Origin of the sequence: Peribacillus sp. YIM B13472 (assembly GCF_042788005.1) — a bacterium.
Classification (GTDB): domain Bacteria; phylum Bacillota; class Bacilli; order Bacillales; family DSM-1321; genus Peribacillus; species Peribacillus simplex_E.
The window spans coordinates 38,375-58,999 of sequence record NZ_JBHZPG010000012.1 but is presented as its reverse complement, the minus strand read 5'-3'; the positions used below and the strand labels follow the sequence as shown (position 1 = coordinate 58,999).

18 protein-coding genes and 1 pseudogene are annotated in these 20,625 nt (G+C 39.2%); 3 read left to right on the top strand and 16 right to left on the bottom strand.

Annotation, left to right across the window (positions count from 1 at the left end):
- Window positions 1-288: 288 nt before the first annotated feature.
- A complete protein-coding gene (locus ACFX4I_RS11815) occupies window positions 289-849 on the top strand; it encodes a hypothetical protein (protein WP_377420779.1) in 561 nt (186 codons plus the stop codon).
- Window positions 850-1,042: 193 nt separating this feature from the next.
- On the opposite strand, the pseudogene ACFX4I_RS11810 reads toward ACFX4I_RS11815, so the two are convergent.
- Both ACFX4I_RS11810 and ACFX4I_RS11805 read right to left on the bottom strand, forming a co-directional pair.
- A pseudogene (locus ACFX4I_RS11810) lies at window positions 1,043-1,397 on the bottom strand (hypothetical protein).
- Window positions 1,398-2,410: 1,013 nt separating this feature from the next.
- Window positions 2,411-3,394, bottom strand: coding sequence for a tRNA dihydrouridine synthase (locus tag ACFX4I_RS11805; RefSeq protein ID WP_377420844.1), 984 nt, complete (start codon window positions 3,392-3,394; stop codon window positions 2,411-2,413).
- A gap of 1,071 nt (window positions 3,395-4,465) precedes the next feature.
- On the opposite strand from ACFX4I_RS11805, the gene ACFX4I_RS11800 reads away from it, so the two are divergent.
- Both ACFX4I_RS11800 and ACFX4I_RS11795 read left to right on the top strand, forming a co-directional pair.
- Complete coding sequence (locus ACFX4I_RS11800) at window positions 4,466-6,100, top strand: acetolactate synthase large subunit (protein ID WP_283932893.1); 1,635 nt, start codon at window positions 4,466-4,468, stop codon at window positions 6,098-6,100.
- A 27-nt stretch (window positions 6,101-6,127) separates the two neighbouring features.
- Complete coding sequence (locus ACFX4I_RS11795) at window positions 6,128-7,561, top strand: aldehyde dehydrogenase family protein (protein WP_377420777.1); 1,434 nt, start codon at window positions 6,128-6,130, stop codon at window positions 7,559-7,561.
- Window positions 7,562-7,937: 376 nt separating this feature from the next.
- Here the strand turns inward: ACFX4I_RS11795 and ACFX4I_RS11790 are convergent, their stop codons facing one another.
- The 14 genes from ACFX4I_RS11790 to ACFX4I_RS11725 form a co-directional block, all read right to left on the bottom strand.
- Window positions 7,938-8,327, bottom strand: a complete 390-nt coding sequence (locus tag ACFX4I_RS11790) for a YybH family protein (RefSeq protein WP_377420775.1) — start codon at window positions 8,325-8,327, stop codon at window positions 7,938-7,940.
- Window positions 8,328-8,482: 155 nt separating this feature from the next.
- Window positions 8,483-9,289 carry a sugar phosphate isomerase/epimerase family protein gene (locus ACFX4I_RS11785; RefSeq protein WP_377420773.1) on the bottom strand — a complete coding sequence of 269 codons (807 nt, stop codon included), beginning with the start codon at window positions 9,287-9,289 and terminating at the stop codon, window positions 8,483-8,485.
- Window positions 9,290-9,310: 21 nt separating this feature from the next.
- Window positions 9,311-10,657 (bottom strand): MFS transporter, encoded by a 1,347-nt coding sequence (locus tag ACFX4I_RS11780; RefSeq protein WP_377420771.1) that lies wholly within the window; start codon window positions 10,655-10,657, stop codon window positions 9,311-9,313.
- A 206-nt stretch (window positions 10,658-10,863) separates the two neighbouring features.
- On the bottom strand, window positions 10,864-12,231 hold the full coding sequence (locus ACFX4I_RS11775) for an MFS transporter (protein ID WP_377420769.1): 1,368 nt from the start codon (window positions 12,229-12,231) through the stop codon (window positions 10,864-10,866).
- A 230-nt stretch (window positions 12,232-12,461) separates the two neighbouring features.
- Window positions 12,462-13,274, bottom strand: a complete 813-nt coding sequence (locus tag ACFX4I_RS11770) for a dioxygenase family protein (protein ID WP_063593084.1) — start codon at window positions 13,272-13,274, stop codon at window positions 12,462-12,464.
- A 28-nt stretch (window positions 13,275-13,302) separates the two neighbouring features.
- On the bottom strand, window positions 13,303-14,496 hold the full coding sequence (locus tag ACFX4I_RS11765; RefSeq protein WP_377420767.1) for a thiolase family protein: 1,194 nt from the start codon (window positions 14,494-14,496) through the stop codon (window positions 13,303-13,305).
- Window positions 14,497-14,500: 4 nt separating this feature from the next.
- Window positions 14,501-14,839, bottom strand: a complete 339-nt coding sequence (locus tag ACFX4I_RS11760) for a DUF3870 domain-containing protein (protein ID WP_048687694.1) — start codon at window positions 14,837-14,839, stop codon at window positions 14,501-14,503.
- A gap of 75 nt (window positions 14,840-14,914) precedes the next feature.
- Complete coding sequence (locus tag ACFX4I_RS11755; protein WP_377420765.1) at window positions 14,915-16,030, bottom strand: muconate cycloisomerase family protein; 1,116 nt, start codon at window positions 16,028-16,030, stop codon at window positions 14,915-14,917.
- A 20-nt stretch (window positions 16,031-16,050) separates the two neighbouring features.
- Window positions 16,051-16,683, bottom strand: coding sequence for a 3-oxoacid CoA-transferase subunit B (locus tag ACFX4I_RS11750; protein WP_098865449.1), 633 nt, complete (start codon window positions 16,681-16,683; stop codon window positions 16,051-16,053).
- Window positions 16,676-17,365, bottom strand: coding sequence for a CoA transferase subunit A (locus ACFX4I_RS11745; protein WP_063576613.1), 690 nt, complete (start codon window positions 17,363-17,365; stop codon window positions 16,676-16,678). Before ACFX4I_RS11745 ends, ACFX4I_RS11750 begins: the two co-directional genes overlap by 8 nt.
- Before the next feature lie 21 nt (window positions 17,366-17,386).
- Window positions 17,387-18,106 (bottom strand): carboxymuconolactone decarboxylase family protein, encoded by a 720-nt coding sequence (locus ACFX4I_RS11740; RefSeq protein WP_377420762.1) that lies wholly within the window; start codon window positions 18,104-18,106, stop codon window positions 17,387-17,389.
- Between the two features lie 14 nt (window positions 18,107-18,120).
- Window positions 18,121-18,807 (bottom strand): cyclase family protein, encoded by a 687-nt coding sequence (locus ACFX4I_RS11735; protein ID WP_377420760.1) that lies wholly within the window; start codon window positions 18,805-18,807, stop codon window positions 18,121-18,123.
- A 240-nt stretch (window positions 18,808-19,047) separates the two neighbouring features.
- Entirely contained in the window at window positions 19,048-19,881 is an 834-nt protein-coding gene (locus ACFX4I_RS11730) for an alpha/beta fold hydrolase (protein WP_377420759.1), read from the bottom strand.
- Window positions 19,882-20,156: 275 nt separating this feature from the next.
- Window positions 20,157-20,618, bottom strand: a complete 462-nt coding sequence (locus tag ACFX4I_RS11725) for a pyridoxamine 5'-phosphate oxidase family protein (RefSeq protein WP_377420757.1) — start codon at window positions 20,616-20,618, stop codon at window positions 20,157-20,159.
- Window positions 20,619-20,625: the final 7 nt, after the last annotated feature.

Genomic DNA, 20,625 nt, shown 5'->3' with positions numbered 1-20,625 from the left:
GGCTGGAGTGTTTAACAAGTTACTCATAAGAGGAATTACAGACAAGGATTAAGTGATTTACAGAATTCTCATTTCATTATTAAAAAAGTGATAAATTTAATATCTTCCTATCGGTAGAATGGTTTGTTAAATAAAAATGAAAGCGTCTGCACATAACCCTGTCAAGTAGAGAAAAAAAAGAGTAGTTCAAGCTGCGGCCTTTTCTCGGTATTCAATCGGGGAAAGGCCGTATGGGGACGGGTGAATTTTAGAGAAATGTTAAAAATAACCTAAGTAGGAGGTGAGAAATTGAAAAAACAATATTTTGTTCAATTCTCAGACGATAGTATAAAAGATGATTTTGCCCTTCCGAAAGATATGTTTAAATCAATGGATGTCGGAATTAGAGACATAGATACGGACTTTCTTTATACATTGGTTCAAAATATGTTCAGCTTTCCTGTATTCTTTGTGCTGGAATCTGTGATTTTTGAACATATTGAAAAGATTATTTTGGAAAGGAATATCCCTTACTATAAGTTTGCTTCGGACGGTATTATTATCAAAATTGATTCGGTTGACACACTAGAAGTGATTTGTAGTAGTACGGTTGATTTAGTTTTAAATGGATTGAGCGTGTTTATTTTCTTTGGACAAGGACTTTCTGAAGGGAATTTAGTCCCAACAAGAAACTGGGATAAACCTATTGAATTTAAAAATCTAGATTTTGAAAAGGTCGATACATTTATTGATGTACACGAGGTTGGACTCACTATAGTTAGTAAGAATGACAAATACAACTCCCCTAAAAAAATTACACACTTTATATCAGAAGCCTACTCGCTTGATTTGGAGAACAGCGACATTTAATTAGCTTAAATAAGAACAAAATCAAGGACCTTGATTGAGGTCCTCAATTTATATTAGCTTATATCACAATATTATTTAACAGAGCCAAAATAAAAAGAGCGTTACCCCTTTGGTCAACGCTCTAAAATCGATTAACATACATGAATAACTAATACATGAACCTATTCGACTATGCCAAGCATAAATTTCAATATCAATCTTCATTCTCTTCTTCTTCATATAAATCGTGTTCACCAACATAAATTGGGCCGTTTGCATACAATTCTGATTGGCCATTCATACGGAACCGATAAACGGCTTGCTACACCTCTCCAAAAATTACTCGAATCGGTTTCAAAATCTTGAAACTCTTTTAATAGTTCTTTATATGACGCACCGTCAAATTGTATATTCATTTCCTGCAACCTCATGAAAGCCATATGTCTAATTTCAAGCTCTGCTGCCTTTTCCATTTCTTCTTCAGTTGCCACTTCGATAATGGTTCCTGGCGGGGGTAAAATAGCGTAGATATTATCTACTTCTTCTCCCATTTCTTGTGCGGGAATCATTTATTCCGAATCCGATTAAGCATAAAGTCAACTCCTAATGGTTTTCAACTATAAATAAAGAATTTGACATGTTCACTATTCTGAGTTTAGATGTTCCAATCTCCTTATAGGTTTTTTTTCGAATTAATACCTAATTTTAACATCTCTATACTTTTTAAGAATGTTATACAAAATCTATTAGACACTTTTTGTACCTTTCGACATTTATTTTCGAAATTAAATTAATGAACAGTACTACTATAATATGCTTGTTGAACTCCCTCAGTTTGAAGGGGTAGATATCGTCAAAGTATAAACTCGTTTAGGACATTCGAAACCTTGCATCACTTTAGAGCATTCCCCCCCATATGATGCCAAACCAAGATGATGAAGTGGCTGATATTTTCCACAACGCCCTTAAGAAGTCCCGTTAGCAAAATGCGTGCAAATCACTTTAGTTGATCTAAACGCATCCAGTAAGACAAAATAAAAAAGGCCCAAAACCCTGTTATACCAAGGATTTGAGCCTTTGGCAGTTGATGACCTGTGGGGGATTCGAACCCACGGCCCCTTCCCTGTCAATTTTCTAAACTATCTTTTATACAGTACTTTTGCATAAATAGATTCCAATAAGTCCAATAATTCAAGACCGCAATGTTTATTTGACTGTAATTGACATCACAAGTGGTGTTGGTGATTTTACAAAAAAACTAACGGAACCAGTATCATCTGATTCCGTTAGCAATATTTCATTTAATACGCCATTTTATCTGTGTTTTTTACTTGTAGGCGGGTAATCTATCTAAAATATTGAAGAAAATAATGGTCTTCCCCATTTGCGTACTTTTAGTTTGCAAATTCATAACCTAATAATAGATTACTATATTAACAAACATATAAAGCAAAAATTGGCGGGGAGTCCGGTTCAATACCGCCTTCACATTAGTCAATTAACTGCTTAGTATAAACTCTAACTTTTTGGGGGCACACCAGTTTAACGTCCTACTTCGCTTTTACCTTGAATTGGGACACTTCTACTGTTCCCTCATTCCATCAAAATTCTTTGACCCAAAGTTATCGAGCAATGCACGCACTTCATCTGTTGACTCTGTGCTCATTAATTGATTTCTTAATTCACTTGCCCCTCGAAACCCTCGGACATATATCTTAAAAAAGCGATGAAGAGCCTTGAACGGACGTAGCTCTAATTTTGAATATTTATCATGGAGATCCAGATGCAACCTTAAGAGATCAAGCAATTCATTACTACTATGATCTTTCGGCTGCTTTTCAAAGGCAAATGGATTATTGAAGATACCACGCCCAATCATAATCCCATCAATACCGTATTGATGAGCGAGCTTTAAGCCAGTTTGACGGTCAGGGATATCCCCATTGATCGTCAAGAGTGTATCTGGTGCCACCTGGTCACGAAGTTTCTTAATCTCCGGGATTAGTTCCCAATGAGCATCTACTTTGCTCATTTCCTTTTTTGTACGCAGATGAATGGAAAGATTAACAATATCTTGTTTCAATATGTGTGTTAGCCAGTCGTGCCATTCGTCTACATCCGTGAAACCAAGCCTTGTCTTTACACTTACGGGCAATCCTCCTGCTTTTGCTGCTTGTATTAAATCTGCTGCAACTTCTGGACGACGAATAAGGCCACTTCCCTTCCCATTCTGTGTCACATTAGGTACAGGACAGCCCATATTGATATCCACACCCCGATAGCCTAGTTTCGCCATACCAATACTCATTTGCCGAAAGTATTCAGGCTTATCCCCCCATATATGGGCTACAATCGGTTGTTCATCCTCTGTAAAAGTCAAACGCCCACGCACACTATGGATGCCCTCTGGGTGACAATAACTCTCCGTGTTTGTAAACTCTGTAAAAAACACATCAGGTCTGCCTGCTTCACTCACTACATGGCGAAAAACCACATCCGTCACATCTTCCATTGGTGCCAGTATAAAAAATGGTCGTGGTAAATCACGCCAAAAGTTATCTATCATATTCAAATTCAAATCCTCTCATTATGTGGGATACCAGGCCAACCCCTTATCCCAAAATTAAAAAGCAAAATGTCCCTGCTTCTTTTACACTTATACCATGCTTGGGCACTTTTTATCAAACTGAGGAAATGTTTATTTTCACGAAATCGGGGTTTGTATCGGAAATGTTTATTTTAACTTCACAATTTCTGTACACCCAAAATATCTCCTGCTGAGATCCACCCCATCAACGAGCATTCCACTGTTCGAATTAAAATAAAGTTTTGCTAAAAAAAACGGAAAAAAATTGAAGAACACTGGATTGACAAGGGGTTAACAGGAAAAAGCCCCCGAAATCGCAAAAGTATTTTTTGACGAAATCAGGGTCGGACTGGCAAATGTTCATTTTAACTAGCAAGAGAATTTTTTAATTAGACATCATCAATTCCAAATCCGTCACGACTTCTTTCATGTCCAGAGTGTATGTGGCAACAAACATGAGCTTGCTGTGAGTTTACTCCTTATAAAATTAATGCTACATGTTAATTATTCCTTAGACTAACTTCCAACCGGCCAAAATGATATAGGTCTAAATTTTTCGCCTAAACATATTTCTATTTCCACAGGAAGACTTTCGCCTTCCATTTTGTATTCACCAACAAATATATTACCACTTTTGTACGATGAATTAATATATGCAAGATAAAAATGATTAATTATTTTATCCCATCCCCAACTGTTAGGATACATTGTATGTTTCGTAGCGCACCCTGCCTAGTAATGGATAATTCCGTAGTATGACGTGATGCCTCTGATTTGGTCAAATATTATAAATAGAATATAAAAAGGATAAGTGCCATTATAACAAGTGCAACAGAAATAATTGAGAAGATAAATAAACGACTTGCGATTCCATTTTACTTTTCCAAGTTATGACTATTGAGGTTAATTTACTAAAACCTAGTTTTCTTTATTTAGTGTTGCAAATGTTCGAAATGGTTTTAACAATACGCAAGTACATAATTTCTAGTAGACAAAGCCAACATATAGGGAAAGAAATGAAGAAATCGAAATGGTCGAGGAGGGAATAATTTGAAGGCATCTGATTTGTTTATAAGATGTTTGGAGAATGAAGGGGTTCAGTATATTTTTGGGATACCTGGTGAGGAAAATACGGATCTTATTGATTCTCTAATAAGCTCTGATATTAAATTTATCTTGGTTCATCATGAACAAGCTGCAGCTTTTATGGCAGACATCTATGGCCGGCTAACTGGAAAGCCTGGCGTCTGCTTGGGTACATTGGGACCGGGTGCAACAAATTTATTGACAGGGATAGGAAGTGCTTATCTGGATTATTCCCCTGTTGTCGCGATTACAGGTCAGGCGGGCCTTGATCGAATTCATAAGGAGTCGCATCAATATGTGGACATTATTGGGGTTTTTAAGGAAGTAACGAAATGGAATCAACAAATTAAGGTGCCGCATACGATTCCGGAAATTATCCGTAAAGCATTTAAAACTGCAGTCATAGAAAAGCCGGGATCTGTTCATATCGAACTCCCCGAAGATGTGGCGATGATGGATACTGAGGGTGAACCTCTTCCCGTTACACCAATGCCAAGATCCCGCCCTGCCGAGGAAGAAATCAAAAAAGCCGTCGAATTAATAAATCGCGCAAAAAAACCTATTATTCTAGCTGGTAATGGCGTAGTCCGCGATGGAGCTGCTGAGTCCTTACGGAAATTTGCAGAAGAGAAGCAAATTCCCGTTGTGAATTCGTTCATGGCCAAAGGAGTTTTACCTTCCAACCATCCATTGACCCTTTTTACAGTAGGGATGCAAGCAAGGGATTATGTTCTATGCGGGTTTGATTTGGCCGACCTTATTATCACCGTCGGCTATGATTTCGTCGAGTATTTGCCAAAGTATTGGAACGATGAGGCAATGAATCCGATTATTCATATTGATGCTCGACCGGCTGAGGTTGATGCTTATTACCCTGTTCAAGCTGAATTGGTCGGGAACGTCACGGAGGGACTTGAAGCCTTGTCCACTGGTGTAGCAGAAAAGGAGCTTTGGCCTGAAGTGAAAAGGTTAAGGTCTCAAATCATAGAAAAATTTCATTCTTCGGATGATGTATCAGGAAGTCCTATCATCCCTCAGCGAATTATCGCCGATTTGAAAAGAGCGGAAAAGGGCAATGCCATTGTAATATCGGATGTGGGAGCCCATAAATTATGGATGGCCCGGATGTATCAGCCGGAAATGCCTAATCACACTATCATTTCTAATGGCTTTGCATCGATGGGAATTGCCATTCCCGGCGCAATTGCAGCCAAATTGGCAAAACCTGATAAACCTGTCATTGCGGTTACAGGGGATGGCGGATTTCTGATGAATGGGGTTGAATTAGCAACAGCAAAACGTCTAGGTCTTGCCTTCGTGATAGTCATTTTCCATGATTCAAAATACGGCCTGATTGAGTGGAAGCAATTGAATAAATTTGATCGGACGAATGCGATTGAATTTACAGACCCAGACTTTTTAAGCTTCGCAAAAAGTTTTGGTGTTAAAGGAGTAAAAGTAACCCACTCCGATGAATTGCTTCATGCATTAGAAGAAGCGATTTCGAGTCAGGAAATTGTCTTGATTGATGTGGATGTCGATTATTCGGAAAATGTAAAGCTCTCGAAAACACTAGGTGATTATATTTGTAAACTATAAAGGCAGATATTATTGGAGGGATTTCAGATGAAGAAAAAGTGGCAATTGTGGATTGGTGGTAAATGGCGGGAGGCAAAATCATATGAGCCATTATATAATCCCCATTCAAACGAAGAAATTGCACAAATCGGACAGGCTGAACCAGCGGATGCCATTGAAGCGATTGTTGAGGCAAATGCAGCTTTTCAGAAATACCGATCCTACCCGGCTCATGCACGAGCAGAAATTTTATTTAAAGCTGCCGCAATCATGGAAGAACGCAGTGAAGAACTTGCGAAAATCATTTCTTTAGAGGCGGCGAAAACGATCCGGAATGCTCGTGAAGAAATGAATCGTACGGTTCAGACCTATCGTTTTGCTGCAGAAGCGTCAAAGAACAATTATGGAGAACAAATCCCGATGGATGCGGCAGTCGGTGGGGTAAACCGTTTTGGATTCACGGTTCGCACCCCGATTGGCGTCGTTACCGCGATTACCCCATTTAACTTTCCATTTAATCTGGTCGCCCATAAAGTTGGTCCAGCTATTGCGGCTGGAAATTCGATTGTGTTAAAACCTGCCGAACAAACCCCGTTGAGTGCACTGGTTCTTGCCGATATTTTTAAAGAAGCAGGGTTGCCGGATGGAGTATTGAACATCATACCGGGCAAAGGGGATGTTTTAAGTGAAGCGTTGACGACCCATCCACATGTAAAAAAAGTGACTTTCACAGGCAGTGTAGAGGTCGGACACCTTATCCAGCAGCAGGCAGGCTTTCGTAAGCTTACACTTGAACTCGGATCCAATTCGCCTTTCATCATTGATGAAGGTGTCGACATCGATAAAATTATTCAACGAAGTGTGATGGGTTCATTTACGAATAATGGGCAGGTGTGCATCTCGATTCAACGAATTTATGTCCACAAATCACTATACCAACAATTTTTAGATCGATTCGTCAGTGCAACAAAACAGCTTGTCATCGGTTCCCCCATGGAGGAAACTACAAATATTACAGCGGTAATTTCAAAAAAATCATTGGAACGGTTACAAAGTTGGATTGACGAGGCTGTACAGGAAGGAGCAAAAATTGAGTGCGGCGGTACAGTAGAAGGCAATGTACTAGTGCCTACCGTCTTAACCAATGTAAATCGTGACTCAAAGGTATTTCGTTTCGAAGTATTTGGTCCGATTGTCTGCATTTTCCCATTCGATACGCTGGATGATGCCATCACTGATGCAAATGATTCGCGTTACGGATTGAACTCAGGAGTGATGACACCGAGTATAGAACGAGCTTTTTATGCGGCGGAACGCTTGGAAACAGGTGGGGTCGTAATCAATGATATCCCAACTTACCGAATTGATAATATGCCTTATGGCGGCTGGAAGGACAGCGGCGTTGGCCGGGAAGGCGTCAAATATGCGATGCAAGAAATGATGGAGCAGAAGTTTATCAGCTTTAAAATAAGCGACCATTGAGGATTATTAACCCGTGGTAATGATGAGAGGGCGATATCTTAAGGATTTCGTCTTCTTGTTTTGTCGTACATTAATTTTTTATTGTAGTTTTTTTCATAACGGACACAATCAGAAATTATTATTCTGAATTGAAGTTTTGCCGCTTCTTGTTCTCCGTATGTACAAACGTGAACGAATGCAGCACCTGAATTCGAATTATCCATTTTGGTTCGAGTAGTTTCAACTGTTCTCGTTCATCAACTATGAAATGAAGAACTTGCCGCATCGAACTTCAAGTCTGAAAGTGGGGAGTAGCCAATTGATCCTGGAATGCGATAAAAGATAACTCTTGAAAAAATAAAAAGCCACCATTTATCGGCAGCTAATTACTTCAATTCTAAATTATTTCAGCACCATAAGAGTTGTCGATTATACAGCGCCATGTACCCGTGGAATCCTTTTTAAAAACGTATGTCGCTGTTCTTTCCATAGAGAATTCGGAATCGTCCTTTTGATTGGCACTTAGCTGGGCTTTTGCCACAACCAATGCCGTATCACCCGTTTCGATTATTGCCATCTTTTCTTGCTGGACGATTAAACTATGATTAAAGTATTCAGCGATAGCAATGAATGCCCGACGAATTTCCTCTTTCCCTTTTGCGAATGTTCCAGGCTTGACAACTAAAGTCGCTTCCTCAGAATAGAACTCCATTAAATGATCGAAATCCTCATTGTTTATTGCCCTGTCCGCATTTTTTATGACTTGTTCCAGCTCATGATTCTGCATATTCACCCTCCTATTCAGCTTCTCTTAATTAGACCGCTCTTTTACTAATTGATGTTCGACTGCCATGATGGGGTTTCCTGCTCATCAAAGAGAATAGAATCATTTAAATAAAAATTGAAATGCCCTAATAATCTTCATGTAAATACGAGAAGTAATCAATATGTCAGTTGTTGTTTCCATTGTTCTATTGAGGCAAGCAAGTTTGGCATTCCTTCCTGGCCGAAATATTCCAGAGAAACAAAGCCTGTATAATTTCGCTTTCTCAATTCTTCAAGTAAACAAAGATTGTCAACGTCCCCACTAAAAATGGGTGCTGGTTTGTTTTTATAACGCTCTTTATGATTGTAGTGATAATTTTTTAAATGTACATGGCTGACATGGGGGAAGATGGCTTCCAATACCTCCTTCGGATTCAATTGATCAACGTATAAGTTAGCACCATCAAATATCAGTTTTATCCGTGGATGGTCGATATCTTCTAAAAGCTTATGAATGGCTTCGAGGTTATCGGCAAAAGAGTCATAGTGAATTTCTATTGCTACATCCACTCCATATAGATCTGCCATTTGCCCTAATTTATTTAATTCGGTAGCCGTTTCCGACCATTGTTCTGGTGAGGCATTCCTTGATGCTATATGTCCTGCGAATGTCCGTATTAAGGGGCAGTTTAATTGATGGGCCATATCTAACAATTTTCTTGCTTGATTGATTTCGTTTTGATGTTCTTTTTGGTTCCATAGTTTCGAAAAAGTCGTATATCCACTAATGGAAGGTATTTGTAGATCATTGGTTTCAAGTAATTTGGCTAATTTGTCCAGTGGTCCGTGCTTCTCCTGAAATCCCTCTATATGCTTATTCCATAATTCAAGTCCTTTAACATCCGCTTGCAAAGGAAGCAGCCAATTTATTATTTCCTCTATGTCCCATTCTTTAAATCCTGTCGTGCATAAACTCAGTTTCAATGTAATTCCGCCTTTCTCCATTTATTTTTTCATTGTGATTTCTATCCGCTGGACTTTTCCGATAAGAAAGATATAAGCAAAAGCGCCAATTAGGGCCACTACGGATATGAAGGTTAGCGCCGCTGCATAAGAATGTGTCGCACTAATGATTAAACCGACGATTAACGGAGATAAAGCCCCGCCAATGTTAGCTACGAAATATAGTGAGGAGCCCGTTAGGCCAACCATTCCTTTCGGCGCAATATCAGCTAAAAGTGCACCGGTAACTGTTGATGCCATCCCCTGTCCAAAGAATGCTATCGCCATAAAGGTGATGACTATGTTTGGTGAATCCGTATAATTCCCCCCAAGAATCAAACAAGACAATAACAATCCGACTATAATGGGAAGTTTACGTGCCAATCCTGTTGATATACCGCGAGTCAGCATCCAATCGGAACATCGGCCGCCAATGAGAGTTCCTAATATGGCTACAATGTATGGGATACTCGCATAAATTCCAGTTTTTAGCATCGTCATTCCCTTTTCATCAATCAAATAGGATGGAAACCAAGTCATAAAGAAAAACAAAGTGGTTTGAATGGAAAATTGCCCGATGAACATTCCCCAAATTTGACGGTGTTTAAGCAGTTGGCCTATTCGTTTCCAGGAGAAAGGATGCTTCTCTTCAGTTCCGATCATTCCTCCGCCTTCTTTGATATAATTTAGCTCTTCCTGAGAAATTCGCTTATGTTCCCTAGGGTTGCGATAGAATCCATACCAAACAAATCCAATAAGGACCCCAATAATTCCGGCGATATAAAACAGGTAATTCCAGCCAAAAGTTATGATGATCCAAGTAAAAACTGGAGTCAGGAAGGCTAACCCAATATATTGGGTACCCGTATAAATCCCTACAGCAGTGGCACGTTCTTTTTTAGGAAACCACTCGGATACACACCAGGCATTAGTAGGTATGGAGGGAGATTCAAAAGCACCCAGCCCTATGCGATATGTTATCAGTGACGATATATTTTTCGCGGTTCCTACCATGAATGTAAATACAGACCATAAAATCAGGGAAACCGTGTAAACCTTCCTAGGACCGAATTTATCAAGAAAATAGCCGCTGAATAGCATCGAAAAGGTATAGCTCCAGCCAAATACGGAAAATATGATTCCCATCAAAGCCGGATCAATATGTAAATCGGATTGAATATTCGGAGCTGCAAGCGAAATGATGGCACGGTCAATGTAATTAATACAAGTGACTAAAGCAATGAGAGATAAGATGAACCATCGAACAGTTCTCGGTTTTTCTTTTTTTGATCTGTCCGTTACCAGTTCCGATGTGCGATCGTCTATTATTGCCTTTAATTCTGAGCTCAATATTTTTCCCCCTAACCTAATGCCCAACATTAGTACATCGTTCTACTAATTCTATTGAAATTTCATAAATACTTGTATGTTTCAAATTACTTATCAATCTGAGTTTAATATTTTCAAGAGCAGCCCCTAGGAACATTGACAACAGATCCCCTTGTTGCAAAGATAAACAACCAAGGGGATTATTTTTTGAATTGTGAATCATTTCTTCAGATAGTTACAGTCTTCTCTGATTTTACCTCGTCGTTGTCCTCCTTGACTACCCTGTCAAAAGATCCATGTTTTTCTTGGACCAGAATATAACCGATTGCTGCGATGATACTTGGCAGGGCAAATGTAGTAAAAGCCACCTTCGGATCCATGCCTGTTGATAGAAGAAAGGCAATTAAAGTAGGAGCGAGAATGGAGCCAATCCTGCCTATAGCTTGCGAATAGCCCATTCCCGTCGTACGGATTTCACGGGGGTAATATTCTGTGATATATGGATTGGCTAAGTTCATGGCACCAACAGTACATGCACCCCCCATAAAAATAAGTAAATATACTCCGATGGTATTAGTCGTAGCGCTCAATGCGACAAAGGTAACGGCCCCTAAAAAGAATAGTGTAACAAGTATTTTGCGATGCCCAATTTTCCCTGCATAATAACCGCCGATTAAGGAACCTCCAATTTGACCAAGGCATAAAACCAGGTTAAATGAAAGGCTCGAGGTGATACTGAATCCGGAATCCTGCATCATTTTTGGAAGCCATGTATTTAATCCATAAGCCATCATCAATGTACAGAACACAGCCACCCATATGGATATCGTGCTGAATGCCCGTTTATTCGTGAATAGTTTTTTTACTGGAGATCCTTTCCCCCTCTGTACAGCTTCATTTATCCTGAAATCATCTGTTTGTTTAAAATCCCCTTCTGGTTTGATTTTATTGAGGATTTCAACAACCTTACCAATTTCCTTCTTTGCTAAATAGTAGGAAAGGGATTCAGGAAACTGCTTCATGAATATAGGAAGTGTAAGTAATGGCAGAATTCCTATAAAGTATAATACACGCCAATCCGTAAAAGGAATGATATACATTCCCACTAACGATGCCATGATTCCGCCGATTGAATAGCCACAATACATCGCAGCTACAATGATGGCCCGATTTTGTTTTGGGGAATATTCAGTCATTAGCGATATAACATTCGGCATCAAAGCTCCCATGCCTATGGCCGCAATGAAACGCATGACGGTAAACCATGTGAGGTTGGGTGCAATCCCTGCCCCCAAGGTAAATACGCTGAACAAAATCATGCAAATGACGAGAACATTCTTCCGGCCAAATTTATCTGCGATCGGTGCTAAAATCAGGGCCCCCATCATCATGCCGAATAAGGAATAACTGCCGACTGCCCCTGCCTGAATGGAAGTTAGATCCCACTCTTCCATCATCCAAGGCAAACCCACACCATACATCGCAATATCATACCCGTCGAAAGCTATGGCATAAAAACACCAAAGAAAAACAAGTAAATGAAAGCGGTTAAATTTACTGACAGCAATGATATCCGAAGCAATTACACTACGCATTTTCCGCCTCCCATCATTTTAAATAATATCCGTTACGAATTTATTTTTCCGAGTTCCAAAATAGGAACTCGGTAAGTTTTCGAAAAATCAGATAATGAAGATTGGAATTGTCCAACAAACCATCTTTTTTATTTTTATTACCCACTTAGACACTTTCGTTTAAAAGATATATTTACTAAGGAAACTACCCTTTTTTTCTAGATTCTTTGCTTTCATATTCTTAGCGAAGATTAGTTTTTTACAACAGCTTTATTGAAAACAGGTTTATCTTGTAATCTAAGTTCAAAATCTAAATGAGCCGTATAATAATCATTTTTCAATCCTTTTTCTGCACCTGAATGTTTTTCTAACTTCGTAATTAAGCTTCCGCGAACACCTTGTGCAACATCATTTTCTAAATATTCATCGCCTTCAAAATATATTTGCGTTACTAATCTATCGCCATTTTCCGGTTGGAACAGGAGGTGTAAATGTGCTGGACGAAATGAATGATGATCAATCCACTTTAAGAATTGTCCGGAAGGTCCATCTGTTGGAATTGAATAATTACCCGGTACAACTGTTTTTATTTCAAAATTACCATTCGCATCCGTATAAAAAACACCACGCAAATTATCATTTGGAATACCTTCAGCGAAATAGGAGTATTCACCATTTGCATCAGCCTGCCACATATCGATTTTGGTATTTGCCAACGGATTTCCATTAACATCTTTAACAGATCCTGAGAAGTAAAGGGCGTCACCTGGTTCATTTTCTCGTTGTGGCAGCATTCCGGGATTTTGAACGACTGGCGTATTTTCAATGTAATATGGTCCTAGAATAGTAGGTTCCGTTCCTTTTACGCTTTTATACATTTCTTGAAGTGCATGCGTTTCAAAGAAAACATCCATAAATAACGGAATTTCCCCTGCCCTGCCTAATTGATCCATCCAATCAACAAGAGCTTGATAGTCATTATGATCTATTTCATATTCACTAACTAATTCCTTGAATTTAACTACCAATCCATTATAAACGTCGATTACTTTTTGATTCTTCATAATACTTCCTCCAATTTTTATAAAGTTTTTATATTTGTTGATTTTCAATGATGGTACTGATTCCTAATCCACCTGCTATACATAGTGTGACTAGCCCATATCTTTTTCCGGTTCTTTCTAACTCATGTATCAATTTGGTTGCTAAAATTGCACCAGTGGCACCAATTGGATGTCCCATGGCAATGGCACCGCCGTTAGGATTCACCTTATTCATATCAAGTTTCAATTCTTTGATAACTGCCAAAGCTTGCGCAGAAAAGGCTTCGTTCAGTTCTATTAAATCAATATCATTCAGTTTCAACCCTGACATTTGAAGCGCTTTCAAGGTAGAGTTGACAGGCCCCAGCCCCATGAAATTCGGTGATACGCCTGCTGCCGCTTGAGCGATCACTCTTGCTTTCGGCTTTTTACCATGCCTTTTTGCTGCTTCTTCTGACATTAGTATCAGAGCGGATGCACCATCATTTCTTCCACTGCTATTTCCAGCGGTCACCGTTCCATTTTTCTTGAAAACCGGTTTTAAATCAGCCAACTTTTCCAGACTGGTTTCTCTTGGGTGCTCATCCACATTAAATTCCATTAACCCTTTTTTCGTTTTAATTTGATAGGGAACGATCTCTTTCGTGAATATTTCAGTGGAAATTGCGCGTCTTGCATTTTCTTGGCTCCTTAAAGCGAATTCATCTTGTTCAGTCCTTGAAATGGAATATTTTTCAGCCAGATTTTCTGCTGTCATTCCCATCGTTAACATTCCGTAATCTTCAACAGGCTGTGAACCGGGCTGGCTTTCCGTATTCGGGTCCAATAACTGTCCATTCCCTGATTTCAATCCAAAACGGATATTTCTCATATAGTATGGGGCCGTGCTCATTGATTCCGCTCCGCCTGCAATGATTACATCTCCTAATCCGCTTTGTATTTGTTGACTGGCAGAATTGATTGCCTGGATGCCGGATCCGCATTGTCTGTGTACGGTATAACCTGGTACTTCCACAGGAAATCCTGCCCGGAGTGATGCAACTCTTGCCAAATTCGACGCGTCTGAACTTTGTTTGGCTTGTCCCATGATCACTTCATCAATACTCTCTTTAGGAATATCCGCTCTCTTGATCACTTCATCAAGGACAGCAGCTGCCAGGAAATCGGCAGGAACATTTTCCAATGCTCCCCCTAATTTCCCTATAGCGGTGCGAACCGAGTCTATAATAACTACATTGCTCAATTTTCTACCTCCTGCTATTTTTATTTCTTTCTTCTAAACTATCCTTATATCTCTGGTGAGCTATTTTCAGGGCAACAATCACCGACTGCTGCGATGGAGCTAAAAAGTCCGTTTTAATATTCTCTATTAAAGAATCAATATCTTTACTAAAATCAAAACCAACTATCATTCGCTTAAAAAAATCCTGGGCCAATGTTGTTAAAAACGTAAATTCTGCATTAATGATGATGTGACTTTCCTTGTGGATTTCAAGTACCATCCCAGCGTATTTATAATTTTCATACATGCTCGTATTTTGCGGCGCCTTCGCATAGGCGGTGATTAATAATGTTGGCTGTCCCATATAAAACTACATCCTCTCAAGATTACTTGCATAAACTAGTGGGTTTTCCATAATCCCCTTTTCAGTTTATATTAATTAAAGACCTCTTGAAAAATGTTTTACTTTTTCCATATCTATCTCCATGCCAAATCCTGGACCATCCGGGATGATTATTTCATAATTCTCATATTTTATTTCGTTTAGCGTAATATTTTCTTTGAAAAGTAACGGACCAAATAATTCAGTACCGAATTCAAATTTGGGAATGGTTGAATAAAGTTGGGCACAAATGGCCGTGCCTAGTGATGATTCAATCATCGTTCCGCCATACAAACCAAAACCTACACCTTCAGCAATTGCAGCCACCTTTTTCGTCTGGGTCATCCCGCCATGTTTACATATTTTCAAGGCGAATGAATTACCTGCTCTATGTTTAGCTATTTGAAATGAATCTTGTAAAGAATTCAATGACTCATCGGCCATGATCGGGACCTTAAAACGATCGGTCAATCTTGACATCCCTTCATTATCCCAAGCTGGCAGCGGCTGTTCGACCATGGAAACCCCGCCTTCCTGTAAGGCTTCAATGCAATACGTAGCCGTTGTTTCATCCCATGCCTGATTAACATCAACCGTAATGCGTGCTTGATCTCCCACGGCTTCAATAATTTTCAATACATGCTCCACATTCTTATATGGATTCCCTTTGCCAATTTTCAATTTAAAGATATTATGACGTTTTTTGTGTAAGGATTCTTTCGCTTCTTCGATATCTTTATTTGTATCCCCACTTGCCAAAGTCCATGCCACCGGCAATGATTTATGAATTTGTCCACCGAATAATTCATAAGCAGGGATGTTTCTCCTTCTGGCTACTAAATCCACCATGGCTGATTCAACGACAGCCTTCGCAAAATTATTTCCTCTAACATTGAGTGAAACTTCATGCATGATTTTGTCATAATGGACGGGGTTTTTACCAATGATAAGCGGGGCGATATATGTATCAATATTCACTTTTATCGCCTCTGGCGTCCCCTCACCATATGAAGCCCCGCCTATTGTCGCCACCTCTGCCCAACCTTCCGCGCCTTCTTCATCCATGACACGGGCAAGAATGATCGTTTGTTCCACGATCGTATGCATGGCAAGCTGATGAGGACGAATTGTGGGTAAATCAATAATGTATACTTCTACTGAACGTATTTTCATTTAATCCACCTTTTTAACATTTAATAGATAAAATCCGCTTCTGTTTTTGCTCTTACTTCTTCGATCGTTACACCGGGCATCAATTCAATCAATTTCAACTGTTTGTCAATAACTTCAAAGACAGCCAACTCGGTGATGATCATGTCAACGCTTCTAGTGGAAGTAATCGGGTAGGTGCATTTCTTTAAAACTTTACTTTTACCTTCCTTACTTGTATGTGTCATGGTCACGATCACTTTTTTGGCGCCAACCAACAGGTCCATCGCTCCTCCAACACCCATGATATTCTTGCCTGGTACCGCCCAATTTGCAATTTCACCGGTTTGACCTACCTGCAAAACACCTAAGATGGCAACATCAATGTGACCTCCACGGATCATTGCAAACGATTCTGCACTATTAAAGAATGATGCTCCAATCGATTGCGCTACTGGTAACTTGCCTGCATTGACTAAATTGGGATCGATTTCATCTTCCTCTACATCAGCAACTCCCAATAATCCATTTTCCGTATGAAAAAAAACATTTTCATCATCAATGTACTTTGCAACCAAGGTCGGAATCCCGATTCCAAGGTTCACTATACAAGGACCCGTCAATTCTTTTGCCGCGCGTCTTGCTATCATATTTTGCATGAATTCTTTGTCACCCATAATCTTTCACACCTTCCTTCGTCAGGATTTTCTTTGCCTTAATGATTCCATCGACGAATAGATGCGGTGTTACAATCTCCTCTGGCGAAAGTTCTCCAGGTTCAACTATCTCATCCACTTCTGCAATTACGACATCTGCGGCCGTTGCCATAGCAGGATTAAAGTTTCGAGCCGTTTTATAATAAACAAGATTACCAAGTGTATCTGCCTTCCACGCCCTGATTAAAGCTACATTTGCTCTTATGGCAGGTTCAAAAATATAGGTAGCCCCATTTATTTCCCTTTCTTCTTTTCCTTTAGCTAAATCGGTCCCTACACCTGTTTTCGTATAGTAACCGCCTATGCCTGCACCGCCAGCACGAATGGATTCAGCTAATGTTCCCTGTGGTAATAGTTCTAACTCTATTTCGCCACGTTGGTAAAACTCCCCAATTTCACGATTGCTTGTAAAATAAGAACCAATCGCTTTTTTTATTTTCTTCTGGCTTAGGAGAGCTCCCAGACCTTTCCCTTTCTCGCCTAAATTGTTGCTGATTACCGTCAAGCCTGCTACATCCTTTTTGGCCAATCCATCAATTAACGTAAGAGGGGCCCCGATCAAGCCAAATCCACCTACCATTAATGTATGACCATTCTTCACACAAGATAAAGCTGCTTCTATATCTTGATGTACTTTCGTCATGTTTTCCCCACCAATCTCACGTTACTTATTTTCAATCAATGAATCGCTTGCCTCAAACCAAGCAGGTATTCCAGCAGTCAATAAGCAAATGAGGCCCACTTCCGCTAATTGTTCTTCCGAAGCTCCATTTACCCTTGCCGCCTCCATCCATTCCCCAACCTGTTTCCCTTTTAATTCTGTAATGAATATTCCTGTCATAAGGATATGTTTTAGCCTTTTTGATACAGCTGAGTCACTTAATATATAATCTTTAAGGGAGTTTTGGTCTTCCGATTTAACCAGTTTCAAAACATTCGAGACGAATCCCGTTTCCTCATCACCTAATAACTCAATCATATACAACAGGATTTCTTCTGTTGTTTCTTTATGGCCACTTCCTTCAGGATATCGAATCCCTTTAAGTGTAAGGGCATATTCCAATGACTTTATCCCAGTTTTTAATGCCTTAGTTCCGTTATATAAGTATGAAACTATTAGGTATTCCACCAGTTCCGGTAATGTTGCTCCACCATCCATTGCCCCTTTTGTATGGTAAACCATACTCCGTTCATACAACCTTGCAGCATTCATACCGACCAGTAATATATCTTTCTCCTTCTTCGTCAAGGCTCCCTCTTGCATGATGTTACTGCGCAAGTTGGTATAGTGATCAAGTGCATTAGGGCTATATTCGTGCATTTTTTGTACCCAGCCTGGTACAACATCATATACATCCTTGAAATACAATAATCCTTCGCTCATTCGTCTGCACCTCTTTAAATTAATTGAGAGTCAAGTATCGATAGTGCTCTAATAGGAGAAGCTGTTGAATTTTTTAGTTTTAAAGGAATCCCGAAGAAAAGAAAACGAGAATGCTTGGGTAATTTTTCGAGATTCACTAGATTTTCAACGATATATATATCATTCTTCAGTAATTTTTGATGAATTCCGCTTTCTGAATCCTGGTTCAAATCGGCATTGGGCAAATCCAACCCGACAATATGTACTTGCTTCTCAATTAACCATTGGGCCACACTATCATCTAATGCCTGTGCTTCAAAAAAGCCTTCTTCCCCCCAGGACTTCCCCCATGTCCTGATGAGGACGATATCGTCTTTTTCAACATATACTCCCTGCCGGCTTTCCGCCTCTTCAAGTAAATCTTTCGTAACAGGTTCATGTGTCGCTTTTAACAAGCTTACATCCAGTATGAGGGCATCCCCAAACATATTCTTCAGATTGATGTTTTCAACCGACTCCCCGTTTTCTGAGTAACGTGGAGCCACATCGACATGTGTCCCACTATGGTCAGAAAAAGAAATCAACTTGGAACGGCAGCCTTTAGGATGTGAATCAGATTTCCCCTCATGTTCAAAAGGTTCATCTTTAATGCCTATTGCAGGTAAATCATTATCCGTAACTAGACCATCGTAAAGTTCCAATGTTAAATCAATGATTTTCAACGGTAAAACCCCCAAATTCATTAAGCGTTTACATTATCACGACAAAAATGGCTACCCTAAACATTACTATCAATAATTGACAGCAGGTGTTTAAGGTAGCCAGTTGTTCACTAGTTGTTATTAAAAAAGGTTATTTTTTAATAGCTAATGAATAGGCAATAATTAAGTTTTTTATATATTCATAATATTACACTACTTTCTGTTAATTTCAATATATTTTTAAAAAATAACTGCAAAAAATCAAATTCGTTTTAAAAAAGATTTTATTCCTTCGTTAATCTCCACTCTATTTTCAAAAACCATTGTATAGTGATTACATGTAGAAACGATCATTTCGATATCAGGCGTATATTTCTTCGTATCAGCATAGGCTTCTTCATAAAATAAAGGGGGAAATTCCCCTATTTTCCCACTGGCATACACCAATAACGTTTTACAGGAAATTTGTCTACAAATCTCTTTAGGGACAAAAGAATAAAAACTATCAAAATCCTTAATAATGCTGTCTTCTGTTGATTTATTCTCCCAATGACCATCCACTTCATGTACCTCATACTCTGCTACACTTTGCAGATGATCCGTCCATTTGATACCCAAACGGCTATAGATTTCCTTAATTTCTGCAATATAGCTTTCCTGGGATTCATATTCTTTACTTAATCGGCCTAGAGAAGGTTGTACGATGTCTCTTTGTTGTTGAGAGCAATTGGCCGCACCATCCAATAATATCAGGGCCTTTACCGAGGTTAATTTGCAGGCTACAACGCTTGAGATGAAGGCTCCCATTGAATACCCGATTAAAATCGGGTTATTAATCTTTAATTCTTGAATTAACTCAATTACATCTTCTGCATGTTTAAAAAGAGAAGACTGTACATCTGTCCTCGAACTATTTCCCCTCCCTCTCAAGTCAATCGAGATGACTCTGTACTCGTCCTTTAACATTTCTGCATAATAATGCATTTGCTTATGATTACCCGTTAAACCATGTATGGCGATGATTGGCCCTTTCTCTCCAGGATAATCTGCAATTTGAATTCTTTTGTTCCCCAATTCCTTTACATACATTTCCATAGTGACATTCCCCATTTCATGATTATTAACATAACCAGCCAGCATATTTAATAAAAAAAGCTATCTTAACTTCACCATCAAGTTAACTTGATCGAGAAATTAAGATAGCCAGTCAGTTCATTAATTTTCATTAAAAAAGGGCTTTTTTTAATGGTTAATGAATAGGCAAGTTATAAATACATGTAATGATTCCATTTTACATGAAGTTCGGATTTTTACAATTATTATTTGATAATTTCGATTTCTCAGTAACTTAAAGTCGATGCCTGGGTTTTTTATTGAAGGAGGTCCTCTACGGTCTCACTCCAACGTTCAACAACTTCTTTAGGGTTTTTCAAGTCGATTTTAATTCCAGAGGTTATTTCAGCATACTTAGCCATATCCTCCCGTGCCTCTATTATTTTGGCGTGGAATCTTTCTCTTTTGTATTGGGCATTTGGCAGCTCTTTTAATCTCTCTAATGAGAGTCTGATATATTGTGCTTTATTTTTCCAAAACAAAACCAGTGTAGCTTTATGGGTACGAATGACATTGGCTGTAGTCGAAGTATCCGGCCATAGGCCAATCCTTAATTCCTTCCTGCTTATCGCTACGATCTCACCCACGCTAATCATTGCAGTATGTGGCCATCCTTCTTCACTTACCGTCAACAGCATCATGGCTTCATGCTGCTTGTCGACAAGCTCTTTACCATTTAACAAGTCGAAAACTTCTACTGACATTTCCATACCATTCATTTCCCAC